The sequence below is a fragment of the Paraburkholderia sp. GAS333 genome (assembly GCF_050435665.1).
Lineage (GTDB): Bacteria > Pseudomonadota > Gammaproteobacteria > Burkholderiales > Burkholderiaceae > Paraburkholderia > Paraburkholderia fungorum_A.
In genome coordinates, this window is record NZ_JBNDKS010000001.1 from 551,846 (window position 1) to 567,863 (window position 16,018).

14 protein-coding genes are annotated in these 16,018 nt (G+C 64.4%); 3 read left to right on the forward strand and 11 right to left on the reverse strand.

The features are described 5' to 3' along the window. Window positions 1-37: 37 nt before the first annotated feature. The 9 genes from ABH945_RS02550 to ABH945_RS02590 all read right to left on the reverse strand — a co-directional run bounded on the left by ABH945_RS02550 (window position 38) and on the right by ABH945_RS02590 (window position 8,624). A complete protein-coding gene (locus tag ABH945_RS02550; RefSeq protein WP_429249623.1) occupies window positions 38-538 on the reverse strand; it encodes a dihydrofolate reductase in 501 nt (166 codons plus the stop codon). 98 nt (window positions 539-636) lie between these two features. Next, entirely contained in the window at window positions 637-2,091 is a 1,455-nt protein-coding gene (locus tag ABH945_RS02555; RefSeq protein WP_429250352.1) for a sigma 54-interacting transcriptional regulator, read from the reverse strand. 123 nt (window positions 2,092-2,214) lie between these two features. After that, window positions 2,215-3,687, reverse strand: coding sequence for a hypothetical protein (locus tag ABH945_RS02560; RefSeq protein WP_429249624.1), 1,473 nt, complete (start codon window positions 3,685-3,687; stop codon window positions 2,215-2,217). A 143-nt stretch (window positions 3,688-3,830) separates the two neighbouring features. Continuing rightward, the gene (locus ABH945_RS02565) at window positions 3,831-4,643 is read right to left on the reverse strand and encodes a peptidase C39 (protein WP_429249625.1); all 813 of its coding nucleotides are present in this window, start codon (window positions 4,641-4,643) and stop codon (window positions 3,831-3,833) included. Between the two features lie 7 nt (window positions 4,644-4,650). After that, window positions 4,651-5,367: a C39 family peptidase gene (locus ABH945_RS02570; RefSeq protein ID WP_074765015.1), complete on the reverse strand. Its 717-nt coding sequence runs from the start codon at window positions 5,365-5,367 to the stop codon at window positions 4,651-4,653. 91 nt (window positions 5,368-5,458) lie between these two features. Then, window positions 5,459-6,835, reverse strand: a complete 1,377-nt coding sequence (locus ABH945_RS02575) for a hypothetical protein (RefSeq protein ID WP_074765013.1) — start codon at window positions 6,833-6,835, stop codon at window positions 5,459-5,461. A 26-nt stretch (window positions 6,836-6,861) separates the two neighbouring features. Further along, window positions 6,862-7,491 (reverse strand): hypothetical protein, encoded by a 630-nt coding sequence (locus ABH945_RS02580; RefSeq protein ID WP_429249626.1) that lies wholly within the window; start codon window positions 7,489-7,491, stop codon window positions 6,862-6,864. Then, window positions 7,488-8,051: a hypothetical protein gene (locus ABH945_RS02585; RefSeq protein ID WP_429249627.1), complete on the reverse strand. Its 564-nt coding sequence runs from the start codon at window positions 8,049-8,051 to the stop codon at window positions 7,488-7,490. The genes ABH945_RS02580 and ABH945_RS02585 overlap by 4 nt, the downstream gene beginning before the upstream one ends. Window positions 8,052-8,129: 78 nt before the next feature. Continuing rightward, window positions 8,130-8,624 carry a hypothetical protein gene (locus ABH945_RS02590; protein ID WP_429249628.1) on the reverse strand — a complete coding sequence of 165 codons (495 nt, stop codon included), beginning with the start codon at window positions 8,622-8,624 and terminating at the stop codon, window positions 8,130-8,132. A gap of 534 nt (window positions 8,625-9,158) precedes the next feature. On the opposite strand from ABH945_RS02590, the gene ABH945_RS02595 reads away from it, so the two are divergent. Further along, a complete protein-coding gene (locus ABH945_RS02595) occupies window positions 9,159-10,553 on the forward strand; it encodes a sigma 54-interacting transcriptional regulator (RefSeq protein ID WP_429249629.1) in 1,395 nt (464 codons plus the stop codon). Window positions 10,554-10,825: 272 nt separating this feature from the next. Beyond that, window positions 10,826-11,797: a thymidylate synthase gene (locus ABH945_RS02600; protein WP_429249630.1), complete on the forward strand. Its 972-nt coding sequence runs from the start codon at window positions 10,826-10,828 to the stop codon at window positions 11,795-11,797. Between the two features lie 97 nt (window positions 11,798-11,894). Here ABH945_RS02600 and ABH945_RS02605 read toward each other — a convergent pair whose 3' ends face one another. Together ABH945_RS02605 and ABH945_RS02610 are read right to left on the reverse strand one after the other, a co-directional pair. After that, a complete protein-coding gene (locus ABH945_RS02605) occupies window positions 11,895-14,618 on the reverse strand; it encodes a DUF6600 domain-containing protein (protein ID WP_429249631.1) in 2,724 nt (907 codons plus the stop codon). A 183-nt stretch (window positions 14,619-14,801) separates the two neighbouring features. Next, a complete protein-coding gene (locus tag ABH945_RS02610; RefSeq protein WP_074764997.1) occupies window positions 14,802-15,515 on the reverse strand; it encodes an ArsR/SmtB family transcription factor in 714 nt (237 codons plus the stop codon). Between the two features lie 206 nt (window positions 15,516-15,721). Here ABH945_RS02610 and ABH945_RS02615 point away from each other — a divergent pair, with 206 nt between their 5' ends. Next, window positions 15,722-15,865 carry a hypothetical protein gene (locus ABH945_RS02615; protein ID WP_429249632.1) on the forward strand — a complete coding sequence of 48 codons (144 nt, stop codon included), beginning with the start codon at window positions 15,722-15,724 and terminating at the stop codon, window positions 15,863-15,865. Window positions 15,866-16,018: the final 153 nt, after the last annotated feature.

Consider the following 16,018-nt stretch of genomic DNA (forward strand, 5'->3'; position numbering starts at 1 on the left):
CGCGTCGGTTTCGCGTCGGCTTCGCGCCCGCGAAACCTCAGGCGCCCTTGCGCTTATACGTGACGAACGCGTAATCGAAGTCATTCGGTGCGTCCGCGCGATGCGTCTCGTGCGCGACTTCTTCCCACTCGTTTTCGTCCAGCTCGGGGAAGGTGGCGTCGCCTTCGAAATCGGCGGAAATTTCGGTGACGATCAGCTTGTCCGCCTGCCGCAAGCCTTCCGAGTACAACTGCGCGCCGCCGATCAGAAACGCTTCCGGTGCCTGATCCTGTGCGGCCAGCGTGAGCGCGTCTTCGAGCGTGGTGGCGGCGTCGCAGCCCTGGAAGCGGCGAGTCGCATCCCGTGTCACGACGATGTTGCGGCGTCCAGGCAACGGCCGCCCAATCGATTCATGCGTCTTGCGGCCCATGATGATGGGCGCGCCCATCGTGGTGCGCTTGAAGAACGCGAGGTCTTCGGGGAGTCGCCAGGGCAACTGGTTGTCGCGGCCGATCACGCCGTTGTTGGCGCGAGCGACGATCAGGGTGAGCGTCGTCATCGAATGGAAAAGGGAAATGTAATCCGGACGATTCTACCTGACGCGCCTGACGGGCCGCCGCCATCGTCAAGGCGGCCCGTCCCGCCGAAGCGCCGGCTTCACGCCGGTGCCGGTTCGTCGTCGCCGGGCCCCGCTTTTTCGTCGACGGCGCTTAACTCGCGCAGACCATGCTGACCCATCAGCCGGTACAGCGTCACACGCGAAATGTTCAGATCCGCCGCCGCCTCGCTCAGCCGATGCCGATGGCGCAGCAACGCCGCTTCGATCGCGCGTTTCTCGGCGGCCTCGCGTGCCTGCGACAGCGTCATGGTCTGCTGCTCCGTGAATTGCGCGAGATCGAGGTCGTCGGCGGAAATCAGTTTGTTCTCCGCCATCACGATCGCGCGGCGCACACGGTTGATCAGCTCGCGCACGTTGCCGGGCCAGTTGTAGTTGTACAGCGCCTCGATCGCGGATGGCGCGAAGCCGCGAATCTTGCGCGCGCTGTCGGTCTTGAACTTGCCCAGAATGTGATGCGCGAGAATTTCGATGTCCTTGCCGCGCGCGCGCAGCGGCGGCTCGTCGACGCGCAGCACGCACAGACGATGGAACAGGTCGGCACGGAAGCGTCCGTCGCGCATCGCGTCTTCGAGATCGACGTGGGTTGCGGAAATGATCCGCACGTCGACCGGAATCGATTCGCGGCCGCCCAGCCGTTCGATCTTGCCTTCCTGCAGGAAGCGCAAAAGGCTCGCCTGACTTTCGAGCGGCAGATCGCCGATTTCGTCGAGCAGCAGCGTGCCGCCGTCGGCGGCTTCGACGCGTCCTATCTTGCGCTGATTCGCGCCCGTGAACGCGCCGCGCTCGTAGCCGAACAGTTCGGATTGCAGCAGATGATGCGGAATCGCTCCGCAGTTGATCGCCATGAACGGCGCTTTGCGGCGGGGCGAGCGCTCGTGAATCGCGAGCGCGGTCAGTTCCTTGCCGGTGCCCGATTCGCCCGAGATGAACACGCTCGCGTCGGTGTTCGCCACCTTGCGGATCGTGCGAAAGAGTTGCTGCATCGCTTCGCAGGTGCCGACCATTTCGTCGTCGCCGGATTCGCTGACGGGCGGCGCGGCTTCGGGGTCGCACAGCGTCATCATGCCGAACGCGTGGCCGACCAGATAGTCGACCGTCGCGTGGGCGACCGGCATTTTGACGTAGTCGAAACAGTAGTGGCGCACGAGCCGCCGCACCAGCGGATCGTTGAGCCGCTCGCGGGTGGCGAGCGCGATCCAGCCGACCTGCTGCTGGCGCAGGCTGGCTTCAAGCCCGGCCAGATCGCGCGGCGGAAAGCTCGCCAGATCGACGATGCCCGCGCAGGCCAGATCGGGCTTCACCAGCCGCCCGAGTTCATGGGCCGAACGCGCTGCCGAAACATGCCAGCCGCGGCTTTTCAGATGCGCGATCAGCGTTTCGTCGAGCGTACGCGCGACGTAAATCAGCCGGCGTTCGGCAGCGGCATGCTCCGCCGCCGCGCTGGTCTCTGCCGCTTTCGGTTGCGCGCGGCAAGGGGTGACGTCGGCGGACATAGCGGCAGCCGTTCCACCCGGCACCGCGAGCGACAGATGCGTACCCGCCGCGGCTCCCGCCACCTTTACAACATGGGTCAGATGAGGTGATTGACGCACGGACGACCTCGCTTTGTGATCACGTCAGAAGGTGTAGGGAAACCGCACGCCGACCACGAAGTTCGGCGCGTCGGGCGTCATGCCGACGGAAACCGAGCCGTTGATCGTCAGGTGCTTGTTCACGACGTGGTTCAGGCCGAAATTCATCGCTGCTGCCGTGGTTTCGCTGCCCGGCACCTTCGAGTAGGAGCCGCCCGGCGCACGCGTTTTCGATTCGGGTTCGAGCGCCATCGTGAACGAGATGCTGGCCGAATCCTTGTCCGAAAAAGCGAGCGCCACGCCGCCGCCGAACTGCACGACGTCGCCGAGCTTGACCGTGGCCGGCTCGGTTTGTCCCTGCACGGAGGAGATGTCCGCGAACGAACGCGCGATGTTGTAGGTGTACGAAAGACTGCCGAACAGCACCACCGGGTCGTAGGTCTTCAGCACCGAGACGCCGGCCGTGACACTCCAGAAACCGGTGCCGGTGGGCAGCTCGGTCGGCGCGACCAGATTGGTGTTGTTCGCGTCGATCTGCACGACTTTCTGGCCGAACGGCGAGGTGCCGGTGGGCGCCTTGAAGCGCAGGCTGCCGACCACGTCCGGCATGCTGTTGGTCTCTTTCAGGAACTGGTAGTAGATCCCGAAGTTGACGTCGCCGATCGCGTTGCTGCTCACCGACGCGTCCGACAGCGTGCTGGCCGCGCCGCCCGCACCGCCGACGATGAAGTTGCTATGCCGGTACACGTACGGCACGTCGACATCGACGCTGATCCGGTCGGTCAGGCCGTAGCGCGTGTCGAGATCGGCCATCACCTGGTGCGACTTGGTCTGACCCAGGTTGATGTTGCCGAGGAAAATCGCGTCGAGTGCGAGGAAGCCCGACAACTGCAACTGGCGGCGATCGTAGTACGTGTCGCTGAAGCCGAGGTCCATCGTCAGCTTGTGGTCGAATAGCGGCGCGTGTTCGCGTTGCACGACGGCCTGCTCGGCTTGCGTGCGCGTCGGTTCGGCGGCTTGCTGGGTCTGGCCGACGGTGCCGCTGCGGCCGCTGCCGTCAGTGGCTTGCGGCAGGCCGCCCGCGCTGCTGCCGCTGTTGCCGCTGCTGCCGCTGCTGCCGTCGGGCGGCGGCGGGTTGACGGGCACGCCGGTCGCCGTGCCCGTGTTGCCGCCCGGCGCGGGTGTGCCGGGATTGACCTGCGCGAGCGGCGGCAACGGCATGGGCAAGCCGTCCGCGCCGGGTTGTTCCGCCACCGCTTCGCTGCCTGCGGGCGCACCCGCACCCGGTATGCCGCGCCCGCGTTGCGACATCTCCAGATCGGTGACCTGACGTTCGAGTGAATGAATCTGCCGCTGCTGCTCGTCGACGACCCTCATCAACGTATTCAGCCGATCTTCTACGGATTGCTGCGCCAACGCCTGAGCGGCCGCGCCTTGTGAAAACGCAAACAGCATGGCGGCGGCCGGAATGGCCGCCAGCGCCATGCGCGGCGCCCTGATCGATGAAAGTCTTGTCATTTTGTGCTCCCCCGGTGTTCCGGCCGGGCGCTGCCTGCTGGTCTGGCGAAGGCGTTGCGCGGCCGTATCTGTACTGCTCTTGCTGCGTTTGCTGCTTGTCTGGCGGGTGGCGGCCCGCCGTTTTTTCTCCTGTCGGGTGCGGTCTATCTCCTGTTTTGCAGTGCTTGTAGTACGCCGATCTGGCGGAGCATGGCGGCCGACATCTGCTGCGTCTGCAGATGCAACTGAAGCGCATTGGCGACCTGCTGGTTGTTGCCTGCAATCTGGAGTAGCTGGGCGATCTGGCCGTTGCCCGGCGTGATGGTCTGGGTGGCGAGCCCGGCCGGCGTTTGCAGCGCGACCTGCACGCCGTTGCTGCCGAACGAGATGCCGGCCTTGACCGAGCCGTTGCTATTGCTGGCCGCAGCCGATGGGGCATTGGCGGTGCCCGTCGACGGCAGCGCGCCGCTGGTGAAGTCGATCGTCGCGGCGTTAAAGCCGCTGTTGCTGTCGCCGGCAACCTGCGTGACCTGCGACACGCCGTTGACCGCGATGCTCTGTCCGCCGTTTGCCTGCGCGTTGGGATTGGCCCCCGAATCGCCGTGTGCATTGCCCGTCACGCTGGCCAATGTGCTGACCGTGCTGACGAGCTGACCGGCCGTATTGCGCACCGCGCCGAGCGTCCCCTGCGCAAGCGCGTTCACGCCGTTGGGCAACTGCCATTGCGAAAGCACGTTCAGGACGAAGCCGGAAATCATCGTGGCGCCGACGTATTTGCCGGTCTGTCCGGCGAGCACGTCGTCGTCGACCATCTGCACCTTGACGGCGGCGGAGGCCAGGTCGCGAGAACCGGCTGACGAAGCGAGCGCTTCCGGCGCCGCTGGCGAGCCGATGCCCTGTGATGCATGAGCACTGCCGGTTGCGCCGAATGCGACGGCGCAGAAGGCAAGCCCGAGCTGTGTGAGATGTTGCTTCATGGTTGGGTCAGAACAGGTCTGCCTTGATCAAGCCATACTCGACAAAGGGAGTCGCGGCGGTGCCGTTAGCCAGCGCGCTGGCGCGCAGCTTGAGCGCGAGCGACTCGTTGTCCTGCAACAGCGGGGAATCCTCCCTGAAGGGTTTGCCGAGGACCGCGAACACGAGACCGTTCCAGGTCTTCGCGAAATCCTCTTCGAGCACGATGCGATTGCCGAGCGCCGGGTCCGCGAGAAACACGCGGCCGTTCTCCACATGCTTGACGATCACGAAATGCTCGTATCCGTCAATGTTCATCAGAACCATCACGGGAATCTGCAGATGGGTGAGCGCGTCGGTGTTGACCCGGAAGCCGCGGCCGCGCAAGCCGATGGTCTCGACGAACTTCTTCATGTCGAGCATCGAGAAGCCGTTCTTGACTACGACGTCGGGCGTCGAGAAAACCATCATCCGGCGGATCAGTTCGGTTTCCGGAATGTCGATTCCGTAGCCGAACTTGAGAAGGGTGGCGAGCGCTGCCGCGCCGCAGCTGTAGTCGAATTGCTGGCTGACGACGTGGCTGTAACGAATGTCCTTCATCGAACGGATCGTTTTCGTCAACGGCACGCCCACGAGCGTGGACGTGTCGATGCTCGACTGTGCGTAAGTCTGGTCCACGCACAGAGTGCAGCCTGCCAGCGCTACGGCCAACAGCCGTCGCGCCGGGAACCCCTTGAACCCGGACATACTGGTCTCCTGCTTTTATCCGTGCCGGCCGCCCTGGATGGCGGCCGGCACGTCCCTCCCGATGTGCTTCTGGCTTTTTGTGCCGGTCAGCTTATTTGCCGCTGTTCAGCGCTGCGATCGCAAGGCCGTTGTGTTGCAGGTTGCCCGCGCCGCCCGCGATGTTCACGCCGATGTTGCCCGACGCCATATAGAGCGAGTTGGCGCCCAGCGTCGCGGTGCCCTGGAATTGACCGGCAACCGCCATCGTGGCGGATTGCGAGTTGTCGTCCGTGGCGACCATCGCGGTGGTCGAGACATCGCCTTGCGTCTTCGTCGTCACAGCACCGGCGAGGCTGTTGTTCTGCACGTTGCCGATACCCGAGGCCACGTTCACCCCGACGTTGCCCGACACGCCCGACAGCGAGCCATCACCGATCGACGCGTTCAGATTGAAGTTGTTGATCGTTGCGTTGCCGGCCGACGCTTGCGAGCTGAAGATCTGCGCATTGCCGAACACGTTGCCGACATCGACCGAGGCCAGCGACGTGTCGTTGCTTTGCGCATTGCTGATGCCTTCCGCGATGTTGATGCCGAGGTTGCCCGACACGCTGTTGGCTGCGTTGGTGCCGGTGGTCGCGGTCAGCGTGCCCGGAGCCTGGGTGTTGGTGTATTGCGTGACGTAGCCGCTGGTCGTGTCGTTGGTCGTCTTCAGGCTGGCGTTGACGTCCCATTTGGCGCCGTAGGAGTCGCTCGACGAGGTATGGCTGCTCGAATGACCGGACGACTGTTCGGCGACTGCCGCATAGCCCGAACCTTCGTTGGCGTTGAAGCTCCACACCTTGCCTTGCCCGGATGCTTCCGACGCTTCGAAGCCGCCTGCGACGCCCGACGAGTTCGCGTAGCTCGATTCGCGATAGCCGGCCTGCAAGCCTGCGCCCGCGCTGAACGAGGCGCCGTCGCGCGACGAATGTGTGGTGTAACCGCCGCCGATCGAGCCGCCCGCCGCAATATGGCCGCCGGAATTCGACGCCGTGTGCGAGAAGCCGCCGACGATGCCCGAAGCCTGCTGGCTGCCTTCATAGCCGCCGCCCGATACCGACTTGCTCTGGCTGCCGTACACATAGCCGCCCGAGGCTTCGAACGATTGCGAGCCGGACGAGTGCGTCGTATGCGACTGGGTCGTCGTGAGGCTGGCCGTGCCGCTGGTCTTGATCGAGGCATCCGTGTCGTTGTAGGTCTTCGTGACCGCGCCGACCGTGTAGCTTTGCGCTTGCGGGATCAGCATCGCCTGCACGTTGACCGACTGGGTGTTGTTGATCACCGCGCCGGCCGTGCTCGACACGTGGACGCAACCGTACAGTCCGACCAGACCTTCGACGCCGACTGCTTCGCCGATCATCGTGGCATTGAACAGGTAGACGGGCTTCGCAGCAAATGCGCTGCTGGATGCGGCGACGAGTACGGCTGCAGCAATAAGAGTGCGCTTCATGATTCGCTCCGATACTTTAAGTGTGGTCAGTTAAAAAAAGTGCCCGCCGGGGGACGGAGCACAAAACTGTTTGCCGTTGCATTACCGGCGCCGGCTGCCTGGTTGATCTGCACGATCCCGTTGACGTTCCTGAAGGCATCGCTGGAGATGTTTGCCTCGCGGACGCTATGAACCCCGATGGATTGACCCAGACTTCCGTTTTTCGGGGCCGTCGCGGATAGCTCCCCATCCGAGACGGTCTCGACTCCGAGCGCGCCAGTCCCGATCTGGGTGCTGTTGCGCTGCAGATTCCCTGCTCCGGCCGACTGGTTCACCAGCACCGCACCGGATGTGTTCGAAAAAGCGTTGGCTTCGATCGTGGCTCGCGCGCTGGTGACCTTCGCGGCCCCGGACGCGCTTTGCACGCTCGCGTTGTCGTTGCCGGCGATCGAGCCGCCGGTCGTGATCGTCACCTGATTGGCCTGGGCGTTATCGATCCCCGCCGTCTCGTTGACGGTGAACGCGCCGGTCACACCCGCGCCCGCACCGTTGCCGATGGTCGCGTCGGCGCTGACGCGGGGCGCCGATTGCGCATGCGCGTGGCCGGCTGCGAGGGCCGCGCCGCTCAGGCACACGCAGAGGGCCAGCCGCAGCGGATCGAACTTGAGCGAGTTCATTTCAGACCTCCGAGCGTGCCGCTGAGCACGTTCGACAGAGGCGCCAGCGCGCCGGTCACCGACGACGTAATCGTTCCGCCGATGCCCGCGGCGGGCGCGCCGATCGAACCGGAATTCAGCGCGATGTTGTTGCCGGTCGCGCGGCCGCTGAGGATCTGTGTGACTGCCTGCATGCCGGTGCCGCCGAGCACGCCGTTGTCGGCGACACCGCTGGACCCGTGCGCGTTCGTCAGATCGGTATCGCCCACCAGTTGGGCGATGGCCGGATTGAACGAGTTGGCCGGGAAAGTGGTGGCGCGCACTGCGACCGGGTCCTGGTCGCGAGGCACGGACACAAAGGCGTCGCGCGGCGTCACGGTGCGTTCGACGATGATGTCGCCGGGATTCGTGACCTGCTGCGCCTGAGCGTCGATGGCGAAGCAGAGGGCGAACAGGGCGGCGATGCCGGCCAGCGCGGCGGGAAACCTGTCGCGGGTTCGCGCAATGCGCAGTGTCAAGGCGAGGGCGGGCGACGCCGCCCGCGACCTGTCGGCGCGCGGCGTCCTGATGAGGGTGGTCATTTCTCGGTCCTTTTATTCTGTTCGCTGGTCGCGGCGGTTTAATCGGCGCCGTCTGTTTGCATCGTTAATTTGTTCGCGCTACTTTCTTTGGTACGTGGCGACATTGCCCTGGGCATTGCGTGCGGCGTCGACCGGAATCGGCATCGGTGACGGCGGCGCGATCTCATCCCACAGCGTCACGCTGCCGTTGCCGCGCATCAGTTGCGGTGTCGCGGCGACCATCACCATGCCGAGCGCGCCGCCGCGTTGACGCGAGAGCATCTGGTCGTCGAGCGAAATATCGTTCATCGATGCACCATCGACCGGCATGGTCAGCGCGTAGCTGGCGAGCGGGCTGCCTTCGGCGAGAGCGTCGGCGCCGGTGCTGGACGAGGCCAACGCAGCGGACTGCATGCTCGTGAAGATGAAGTGAGCGTGGCTGGCCGGATCGGCGGATTCCGCCAGCATGGCGGTTCCGGCCTGGGTGGCCTCCTGTCCCTGGACGCCGCCGGACAGGGCGCTCAGTGCAAGCGCCGTGAAGAGGGCGGCGCACGGCACGATATTGTGTAGATCAATGCGGAAAACGAATCGCATGATGTGTCTCCTTGGTGCACAGCATTTAGCGAAACGTGTGCCATCGCTCGCAATCCATTGATGGATCGGGATGCGACCCGAAAAGCAGGGAGTAACGATTCGGAAATCGGTCAAAAACGTTTCAACGCTGAAACGGGAGGCACAAAATACCTATAATTTGTTAATCGCGCCGCTACGGACTATCTGCGGGTGAACGCCAGGAAAAGCGCTTCCACTAATGTTTTATTTGTCGGTTTAATAATTGATTTATGCCGTGAATGCCTTGCTGGGCAAGGGTCCCTGATTAAATTCGCATAATTGTTTTCCAAGCGGCGCGCGTATAGTAAGCTCTCGAAAAGAGCTTCAGATTTAAAAAAGCCCACAAATGGGCCGTCTCAAACACACACGCCGCTTTCTTGGGGATCAGCTGTCCGCACGGAATGGAATGGCCGTTCGGTATTTGCTATTTGCGAATCCCGAACGAGTCAGCGTGTCTGAATCGAGATTCAGGTGCGTGCGTCGTCCTTAACGTTCGTTGACGAGAGGATCTGAATAATGGAACCCGCAACGCGGCAACTGATTTACGTTTCGCGCGATCCAAGCGCGGAACTGCATACTCGCTTTCACCAGCGCGGCTGGCACGTTGAAGTCGTAGGGTCGGCGCGCGACGTGCGCCGGGCAGTTCGCGCCGGAATGGCAGCGGGCGGTTTGCTCGATCTTTCCAGCGATTTCCAGCCGCACGAAATCGCCGCTTTCGAATCCTGTCTGACCATGCCGAATGTCGGCTGGGTTGCTGCTACTACGCCGGGCCAATTGCAGGACGCCGCGTTGCGCCGTCTCGTTCGCGATTACTGTTTCGATTACGTGACCGTGCCTTATTCGGGCGACCGGATCGTCGATTCGGTCGGGCACGCTTACGGGATGATTTCGCTCGGCGAACCTGCGTCGAACGATGCGTCGCAAGGCGCGGAAGGCGAAATGGTCGGCTCGTGCGACGCGATGCTCGCGCTGTTCCGCTCCATCCGCAAAGTGGCGATGACGGATGCGCCAGTGTTTATTTCCGGCGAATCGGGTACCGGCAAGGAATTGACGGCCGTCGCGATTCACGAACGCTCGGCACGCCGCAACGCGCCTTTTGTACCGATCAACTGCGGCGCGATTCCACCGCATCTGTTGCAATCCGAACTGTTCGGCTATGAACGCGGCGCGTTTACGGGCGCGAATCAGCGCAAGATCGGGCGAGTTGAAGCCGCCAATGGCGGCACGCTTTTTCTCGATGAAATCGGCGATTTACCGCTTGAAAGCCAGGCGAGCCTGCTGCGGTTCCTGCAGGAACGCAAGGTCGAGCGGCTGGGCGGACACGGCGCGATCGATGTCGACGTGCGCATCATTTCGGCGACTCACGTCGATATGACCGCCGCGATGATCGAAGGGCGCTTTCGCTCGGACCTGTATCACCGGCTTTGCGTGCTGCAGATCGACGAGCCGCCGCTGCGCGCGCGCGGCAAGGATATCGAGCTGCTAGCGCGGCATATGCTGGAACGCTTCAAGAAAGATGCGAGCCGGCGTCTGCGCGGCTTCGCGCCGGACGCGATCGCGGCGTTGCATAACTATGGCTGGCCGGGCAATGTGCGCGAGCTGATCAACCGGGTGCGCCGTGCAATTGTGATGTCCGAGGGCCGGGCGATCACCGCGCGCGATCTCGAACTGGCCGAGTATGTGGAGATCGTGCCGGTGTCGCTTGCGCAGGCACGGGAAGCCGCCGAGCGGCAGGCAATCGAACTGGCGTTGCTGCGTCATCGCGGACGGCTTGGCGATGCCGCGCAGGAACTCGGCATTTCGCGCGTCACCTTGTACCGTCTGCTGTGTTCGCATGGCATGCGGCATATGGAAGGCGAGCCGATGTCGTCGCCACATGGGGATTTGCCGGCGTCGGTGCCACATCTTTGAAAGCGTTGGCGGCGCTGACCTGGTTTGCGTTGAGCCGCCGCGGTCACATGTTCACTCGCTGATCATCCGAATTTCGGGGACGCGCGGTCATCGTCGACAAGATGGCCGCGTATCGCGCCCGCTAGTCTTTTCGTTTCGTTTCGCTTCGATATTTCCCCACTCGCGAGCCTCGACCGGGCGCTCGCGCGCCGCGCTTGTTAAAATCGGGTTTTACGCTCAATCCCCGTGGCGCGCGGTCGGACTCTGGTCCGCGCCTCGTCGAAGGAACCTGCATGAAACAATATCTCGACCTCGTCCGCACGATCCTCGACACCGGCACGTGGCAGGAGAACCGCACGGGCATCCGTACCATCAGCATGCCGGGCGCGATGCTGCGCTTCGATCTGCAGCAGGGCTTCCCCGCGGTCACGACGAAAAAGCTGGCGTTCAAGTCGGCGATCGGCGAACTGGTCGGATTTCTGCGCGCGTCGCGCAGTGCCGCGGATTTCCGCGATCTCGGCTGCAAGGTGTGGGACGCGAACGCGAACCAGAATCCGCAGTGGCTGGCCAACCCGTATCGTCAGGGGCCGGACGATCTCGGCGATGTCTACGGTGTGCAATGGCGTCAATGGCCGGCGTACAAGGTGCTCGACGCCGGCGCAAGCGCGCAACTCGCCGATGCGACCGCGCGCGGTTTCCAGGTGGTCACCGAATTCGACGAAAACGGCAGCCCGAAGGTGCTGCTGTACAAGGCGATCGACCAGTTGCGCCAGTGTCTGGACACGATCATGCAGAACCCCGCCGACCGGCGGATTCTGTTTCACGCGTGGAATCCGGCGGTGCTGGATCAGATCGCGCTGCCGGCGTGTCATCTGCTGTATCAGTTTCTGCCGAACGTGGCGAAGCGCGAGATTTCGCTGTGCCTGTATATCCGCAGTAACGATGTCGGGCTGGGCACGCCGTTCAACCTGACCGAAGGCGCGGCGTTGCTGCATCTGGTGGGGCGTCTGACGGGGTACACGCCGCGCTGGTTCACGTACTTTATCGGCGATGCGCACATCTACGAGAATCAGCTCGATATGTTGCAGCAGCAACTCACGCGTGAGCCGTACGAGAGTCCGGCTTTCGCGATTTCGGACCGCGTGCCGGATTACGCGAAAACCGGCGTGTTCGAGCCGGAATGGCTGGAAAAGATCGAGCCTTCGGATTTCTCGCTGGTCGGTTACAAACACCATGAGCCGTTGACCGCGCCGATGGCGATCTGATACCGGACAGAGGCGCGGCTATCCTGGCCGCGTAGAAGAAAAAACCCTCGCGATGTGAGTCGCGAGGGTTTTTTTATGCAGCGTGTGACAGCGTTGGCTAGCCTTTGTGATGCTCGTCGCGGTTGCCGCCGCCGGTATGTTGCTCGGCGTGTTGCTGTTGCTGCTGCTGCGGGCGTTGCTGCTGTATCTGCTGATGCTGCTGTTGCACACGTTGCTCCTGTTGTTGCTGAGCCTGCTGCTGACGTTGCTGTTGCATGCGCTGCTCCTGTTGCTGCTGAGCCTGCTGCTGGCGTTGCTGCTGCACACGCTGCTCCTGTTGCTGCTGAGCCTGCTGCTGACGTTGCTGTTGCATGCGCTGCTCCTGTTGCTGCTGAGCCTGCTGCTGACGTTGCTGTTGCATGCGCTGCTCCTGTTGCTGCTGAGCCTGCTGCTGACGTTGCTGCTGCATGCGCTGCTCCTGTTGCTGCTGAGCCTGCTGTTGACGTTGCTGCTGCATACGCTGCTCCTGTTGCTGCTGAGCTTGCTGCTGACGTTCCTCCTGCGCTTGCTGCATCTGCTGCGGAGCCCGCTGCTCGGCACGCGGCTCCATGCGCGCCTGTTGCTGTGCCTGCATTTGCGCCTGCTGCTGCATCGCCGGATTTTCACCGGGATGCGGAGCGCCACGCGGTTGCATACCTTCGGCCTGACCGCCTGGCCGCTGCTCGAACCCCGGCCGTGCTGCCTGTTCCTGCTGCCCACCCGGCCGCTGTCCTTGCTGCGCCTGCTGCGCCATCGGCGTATGAGGCTGCGTCCACGCAGGTTCGCGGCGCCCATTCTCAGCCGCCTGCTGACCTGCCTGCTGCGGCATCCCGTGTTGCTGCGCGAAAGCGCCCGGATTGCCGCCGCCGTTCGCTTGCGGCGGACGAGGCACCCCGTTCGACGGACGCGCCATCTCCCCTGACTGCGCCCGTTGATTCCCCATCTGCGCCGCCATTTGCGGTGGCATCCCCGGTCGCTGCTGCACTTCACCGCCGCGCTGCTGCGCCTGTCCCGGCATGACGCCTGGCCGCTGCTCAGCCTGCTGCATACCACGCGGTCCGCCAGCCGCCGGCATACCAGGCGCACCCGGTGCCCCCGGCGCAGCCGCCATCCCCGGAGGATGTCCCGCGATATGCGACTGGACCACCCGCACGTTTTGCACCGGCAACGCGCCCGGACCGCCTGCCATATGCGCTGGCACCGAAGTCCGCACAATCGGCTGACCCGCACCCGGCACCCGGCCGCCGCTCTGCGCGAAACGTTGCGCGAGGCTGTCGTGATACGCGGCCGGCATCGCCGGATTGCGCGTCGCGACCACCGGACGCGCCATCACCGCCGCCGGCGGCCGGTAATTCGCGTTTCGCAGACCCGGCCCGAAGCTCTCGCGCACGGGCGCGATTCCCGGTCCGCCCGGGTTGATCCGCGCGTTGCGCCATTGCTGCGGATCGACCTTCTGCGCGAAACGCCCAACCGGCTGACCGTGCACGAAAGCGGTCGCCGGCACAGCCGTCAAACCGCCGCGCGCGTGATAGTTGATGTACGTGTTGTGAATGTCGACGTTGCGGTTGTAGTTGTTGACGATCGTCGTCCGGTTGACACGGTTGTAGTACCCCGGGCTCCAGTGATCGTGACCGCCCCAATGCGGATGCCACGGCTCGCCGGGGCCGAGCGGGAACCACGCGACCCCCGCCGCGAGCGCGCCGCCGACCGCGAGACTCACGCCCCAGTCGACCGCGCCGCTGCCGCCTTCGTCATCGCCGACGAACGCGACCAGCGCCGGTGCATAAACCGGCTGAACATCGGCTTCGACCGGTCCCGGCACCCATGCCCACGTGTCGTCGACCTGAGCCCAGCGGCCATAGTGATACGGCGCGAAGCCCCACGGTTCGTCGTCGACCCAGGTCCAGCCCCACGGCGCCTGCCATACCCAATGGCCGTCGTGGTAGGGCGCCCAGCCGGCGGGCGTCGCACGCGGCACCCACACCTCGCCGTATTGCGGACTGTTGCGCCACGTGCCGTTGGCATCGAGATCCTGATAACCGGGAATGTCGCGCGACACATATTGCGCCGACACCGAACGGTCTTCGGCGGCATCGCGCGTGGCGGCCCACTGGTCGAGGCTGTCGAGCCCCGGCACGCCGTTGTCGGCTAGCTGTTGCAAGCCGGTGCCGCCGAAGCGCACCTGCTGGCCCGCCGCGACCGGCACCTGGCCGGCGTCGCCGTAAACGGTCGCGCTGCCACTGCGCACGGTCACGGTCGTGCTGCTGCCGTCCGGCGCGACGTCGACACGATAGTCGCCGGGACCGTTCAGCCCGAGCGCGAGATTCGGCGTGTCGATTTCGTACGACGAGCCCGGCGCGAGTTCGCGCACGCGGGTCGACAGCGTGCCTTGCGCGACTTTGAGCTGCGCGGCGTTGTCGTCGAGATTGAGGACGTCGAGACTGGTGGACGGCCCGAGGCGCACCGCCGTCGAGCCAATGTGCAATTCGGAGCGCGCGTTCTGATCGTTCCAGAGCTGGTCGCCGGTGGTGAGCGGGCGGTTGATCTGTGCGTACGACCAGTCGGTGGCGCCGGCGGGTTCGGTGGTCACGGCGCCCGCCGTGTAATTCAGCCGCGCGACGCGGCCCGGCGGATCGGCGTTCGGGTTGCTCGCGGCGAATTCCTGAGGCGAGGGCTGGGTCGGCAACTCCTGCGCGAAGCCCGCCTGCGCGGCCAGCAGGAACGCGGCGGTGGCGATCAGCGTGTAGCGCGTCAAGCCCTGACTGCGACGATTCGAATGACGGTGGTGGGTGACTGTTCTCATGATTTATCTCCGACGGACGCGGCCGTTTGCCATGTCCGTGAGTCACTTTACCCGTGGCGTTTGTTTCAAGGCCCGCAGTTTTGTAAGGCTCTCATATAGGCGTGTAACAAAAGGTCTCGGCAACGCTTTTCGTCGAAGGATTAACGGGTTGTCGAGCGTGCCAGCCGCGTCGTGGCGAATGGTTTACGCCGCGAGAAAAGCATCGAAGTGCCGATGCCCGTCCGGTGTGATCCGCAGAATTCGCGGCCGCTCGGTGCGCTCGACCCAGCCGCTGGCCGACCACGTATCGAGCAGCGCCGCGCCGAGTGCGCCGCCGAGATGCGGCCGTCGCTCGCTCCAGTCGGGGCAGGTGCAGGCGAAGCGGCGCCGGCGGCTTTTCTGCGCGGACGTATCGATGCCCCATTCGGCGAAATGCCCGGCGCCGTCGGGTGTGGTTTCGAGCGACGTGCCGTGCAGCGTCAGCAAGCCGCGCTCGACCAGCTTCTCGAACACCCGCACCGACAGTTCGCCCGCCATGTGGTCGTAGCAGGTGCGGGCGTAGCGCATGTCGAGCGGCACCGTGCGCACCGGGCGCGGCGCGGCCCGTTGCGGCGCGCTGACCTGCGCGACGTTGGCGAGCGCTTCGATCGACGCAGCGATTTCGGGCGTCGCGATCCGGAAATAGCGATGCCGGCCACGCACTTCAAGCGCAAGCAGGCCGCCGTCGGTGAGACGCGCGAGATGCGCGCTGGCCGCCGACGGCGACAGCCCCGCGATCATCGTCAGTTCGCCGGCGGGGCGGGCGCTGCCGTCCATCAGCGCCCACAGCATCGCGGCGCGGCCGGGGTCGGCTAGCAGCGCGCCGATCCGGCTCAAGCCGGGGAAATGGTTTTGTTCGTCGGAAAGGGTGGCGGACATGGGCGTCTCCAATGGGCGGCGCGAGTGGGGCGCCATGTGATCCACTTTAGCGGGCTTGGGCATTCGATGTTTCAGCCTGGCGTGAACAATGGAATCCTTCGGCGATGAAAGTCCGGCGGGATCGGGCAGCCGGGAGTCTTTCTGCGTCGGCCAGGTCCGCCAGGCTAAAATTCACGCCTGTCTTTGCCGGATCGGAACACGTTGTCATGAAAATTTTTCTCGCCGTCGCCGCCACCATTCTGCTGATCACCGCGTGCGCCCAGGGTGGAGCCGGATCGAATGCCGGCTCGGGGTCGGGCAGCATCAGCATGTACGGCACGATCGACGAAGGCATCTCCGTGCGCAAATAAGCGCGGACAAACGTCGCTCCACTCAGGCCACCTGAAAGTCCTCAGGAAGAATCCGGCCCGTTTTCACAACAATCCCGCGTCACAACCCATGTTGACTCGCGACGCAAGCAATATTGCGCTCGTATAATCGCCTCCTTTCAATGCATCCGATTG

Bases quoted from the DNA above. Each gene is read 5' to 3' on its own strand.
- ABH945_RS02550 (WP_429249623.1), bottom strand. From the start codon at position 538: ATGACGACGCTCACCCTGATCGTCGCTCGCGCCAACAACGGCGTGATC.
- ABH945_RS02555 (WP_429250352.1), bottom strand. From the start codon at position 2,091: ATGTCCGCCGACGTCACCCCTTGCCGCGCGCAACCGAAAGCGGCAGAG.
- ABH945_RS02560 (WP_429249624.1), bottom strand. From the start codon at position 3,687: ATGACAAGACTTTCATCGATCAGGGCGCCGCGCATGGCGCTGGCGGCC.
- ABH945_RS02565 (WP_429249625.1), bottom strand. From the start codon at position 4,643: ATGAAGCAACATCTCACACAGCTCGGGCTTGCCTTCTGCGCCGTCGCA.
- ABH945_RS02570 (WP_074765015.1), bottom strand. From the start codon at position 5,367: ATGTCCGGGTTCAAGGGGTTCCCGGCGCGACGGCTGTTGGCCGTAGCG.
- ABH945_RS02575 (WP_074765013.1), bottom strand. From the start codon at position 6,835: ATGAAGCGCACTCTTATTGCTGCAGCCGTACTCGTCGCCGCATCCAGC.
- ABH945_RS02580 (WP_429249626.1), bottom strand. From the start codon at position 7,491: ATGAACTCGCTCAAGTTCGATCCGCTGCGGCTGGCCCTCTGCGTGTGC.
- ABH945_RS02585 (WP_429249627.1), bottom strand. From the start codon at position 8,051: ATGACCACCCTCATCAGGACGCCGCGCGCCGACAGGTCGCGGGCGGCG.
- ABH945_RS02590 (WP_429249628.1), bottom strand. From the start codon at position 8,624: ATGCGATTCGTTTTCCGCATTGATCTACACAATATCGTGCCGTGCGCC.
- ABH945_RS02595 (WP_429249629.1), top strand. From the start codon at position 9,159: ATGGAACCCGCAACGCGGCAACTGATTTACGTTTCGCGCGATCCAAGC.
- ABH945_RS02600 (WP_429249630.1), top strand. From the start codon at position 10,826: ATGAAACAATATCTCGACCTCGTCCGCACGATCCTCGACACCGGCACG.
- ABH945_RS02605 (WP_429249631.1), bottom strand. From the start codon at position 14,618: ATGAGAACAGTCACCCACCACCGTCATTCGAATCGTCGCAGTCAGGGC.
- ABH945_RS02610 (WP_074764997.1), bottom strand. From the start codon at position 15,515: ATGTCCGCCACCCTTTCCGACGAACAAAACCATTTCCCCGGCTTGAGC.
- ABH945_RS02615 (WP_429249632.1), top strand. From the start codon at position 15,722: ATGAAAATTTTTCTCGCCGTCGCCGCCACCATTCTGCTGATCACCGCG.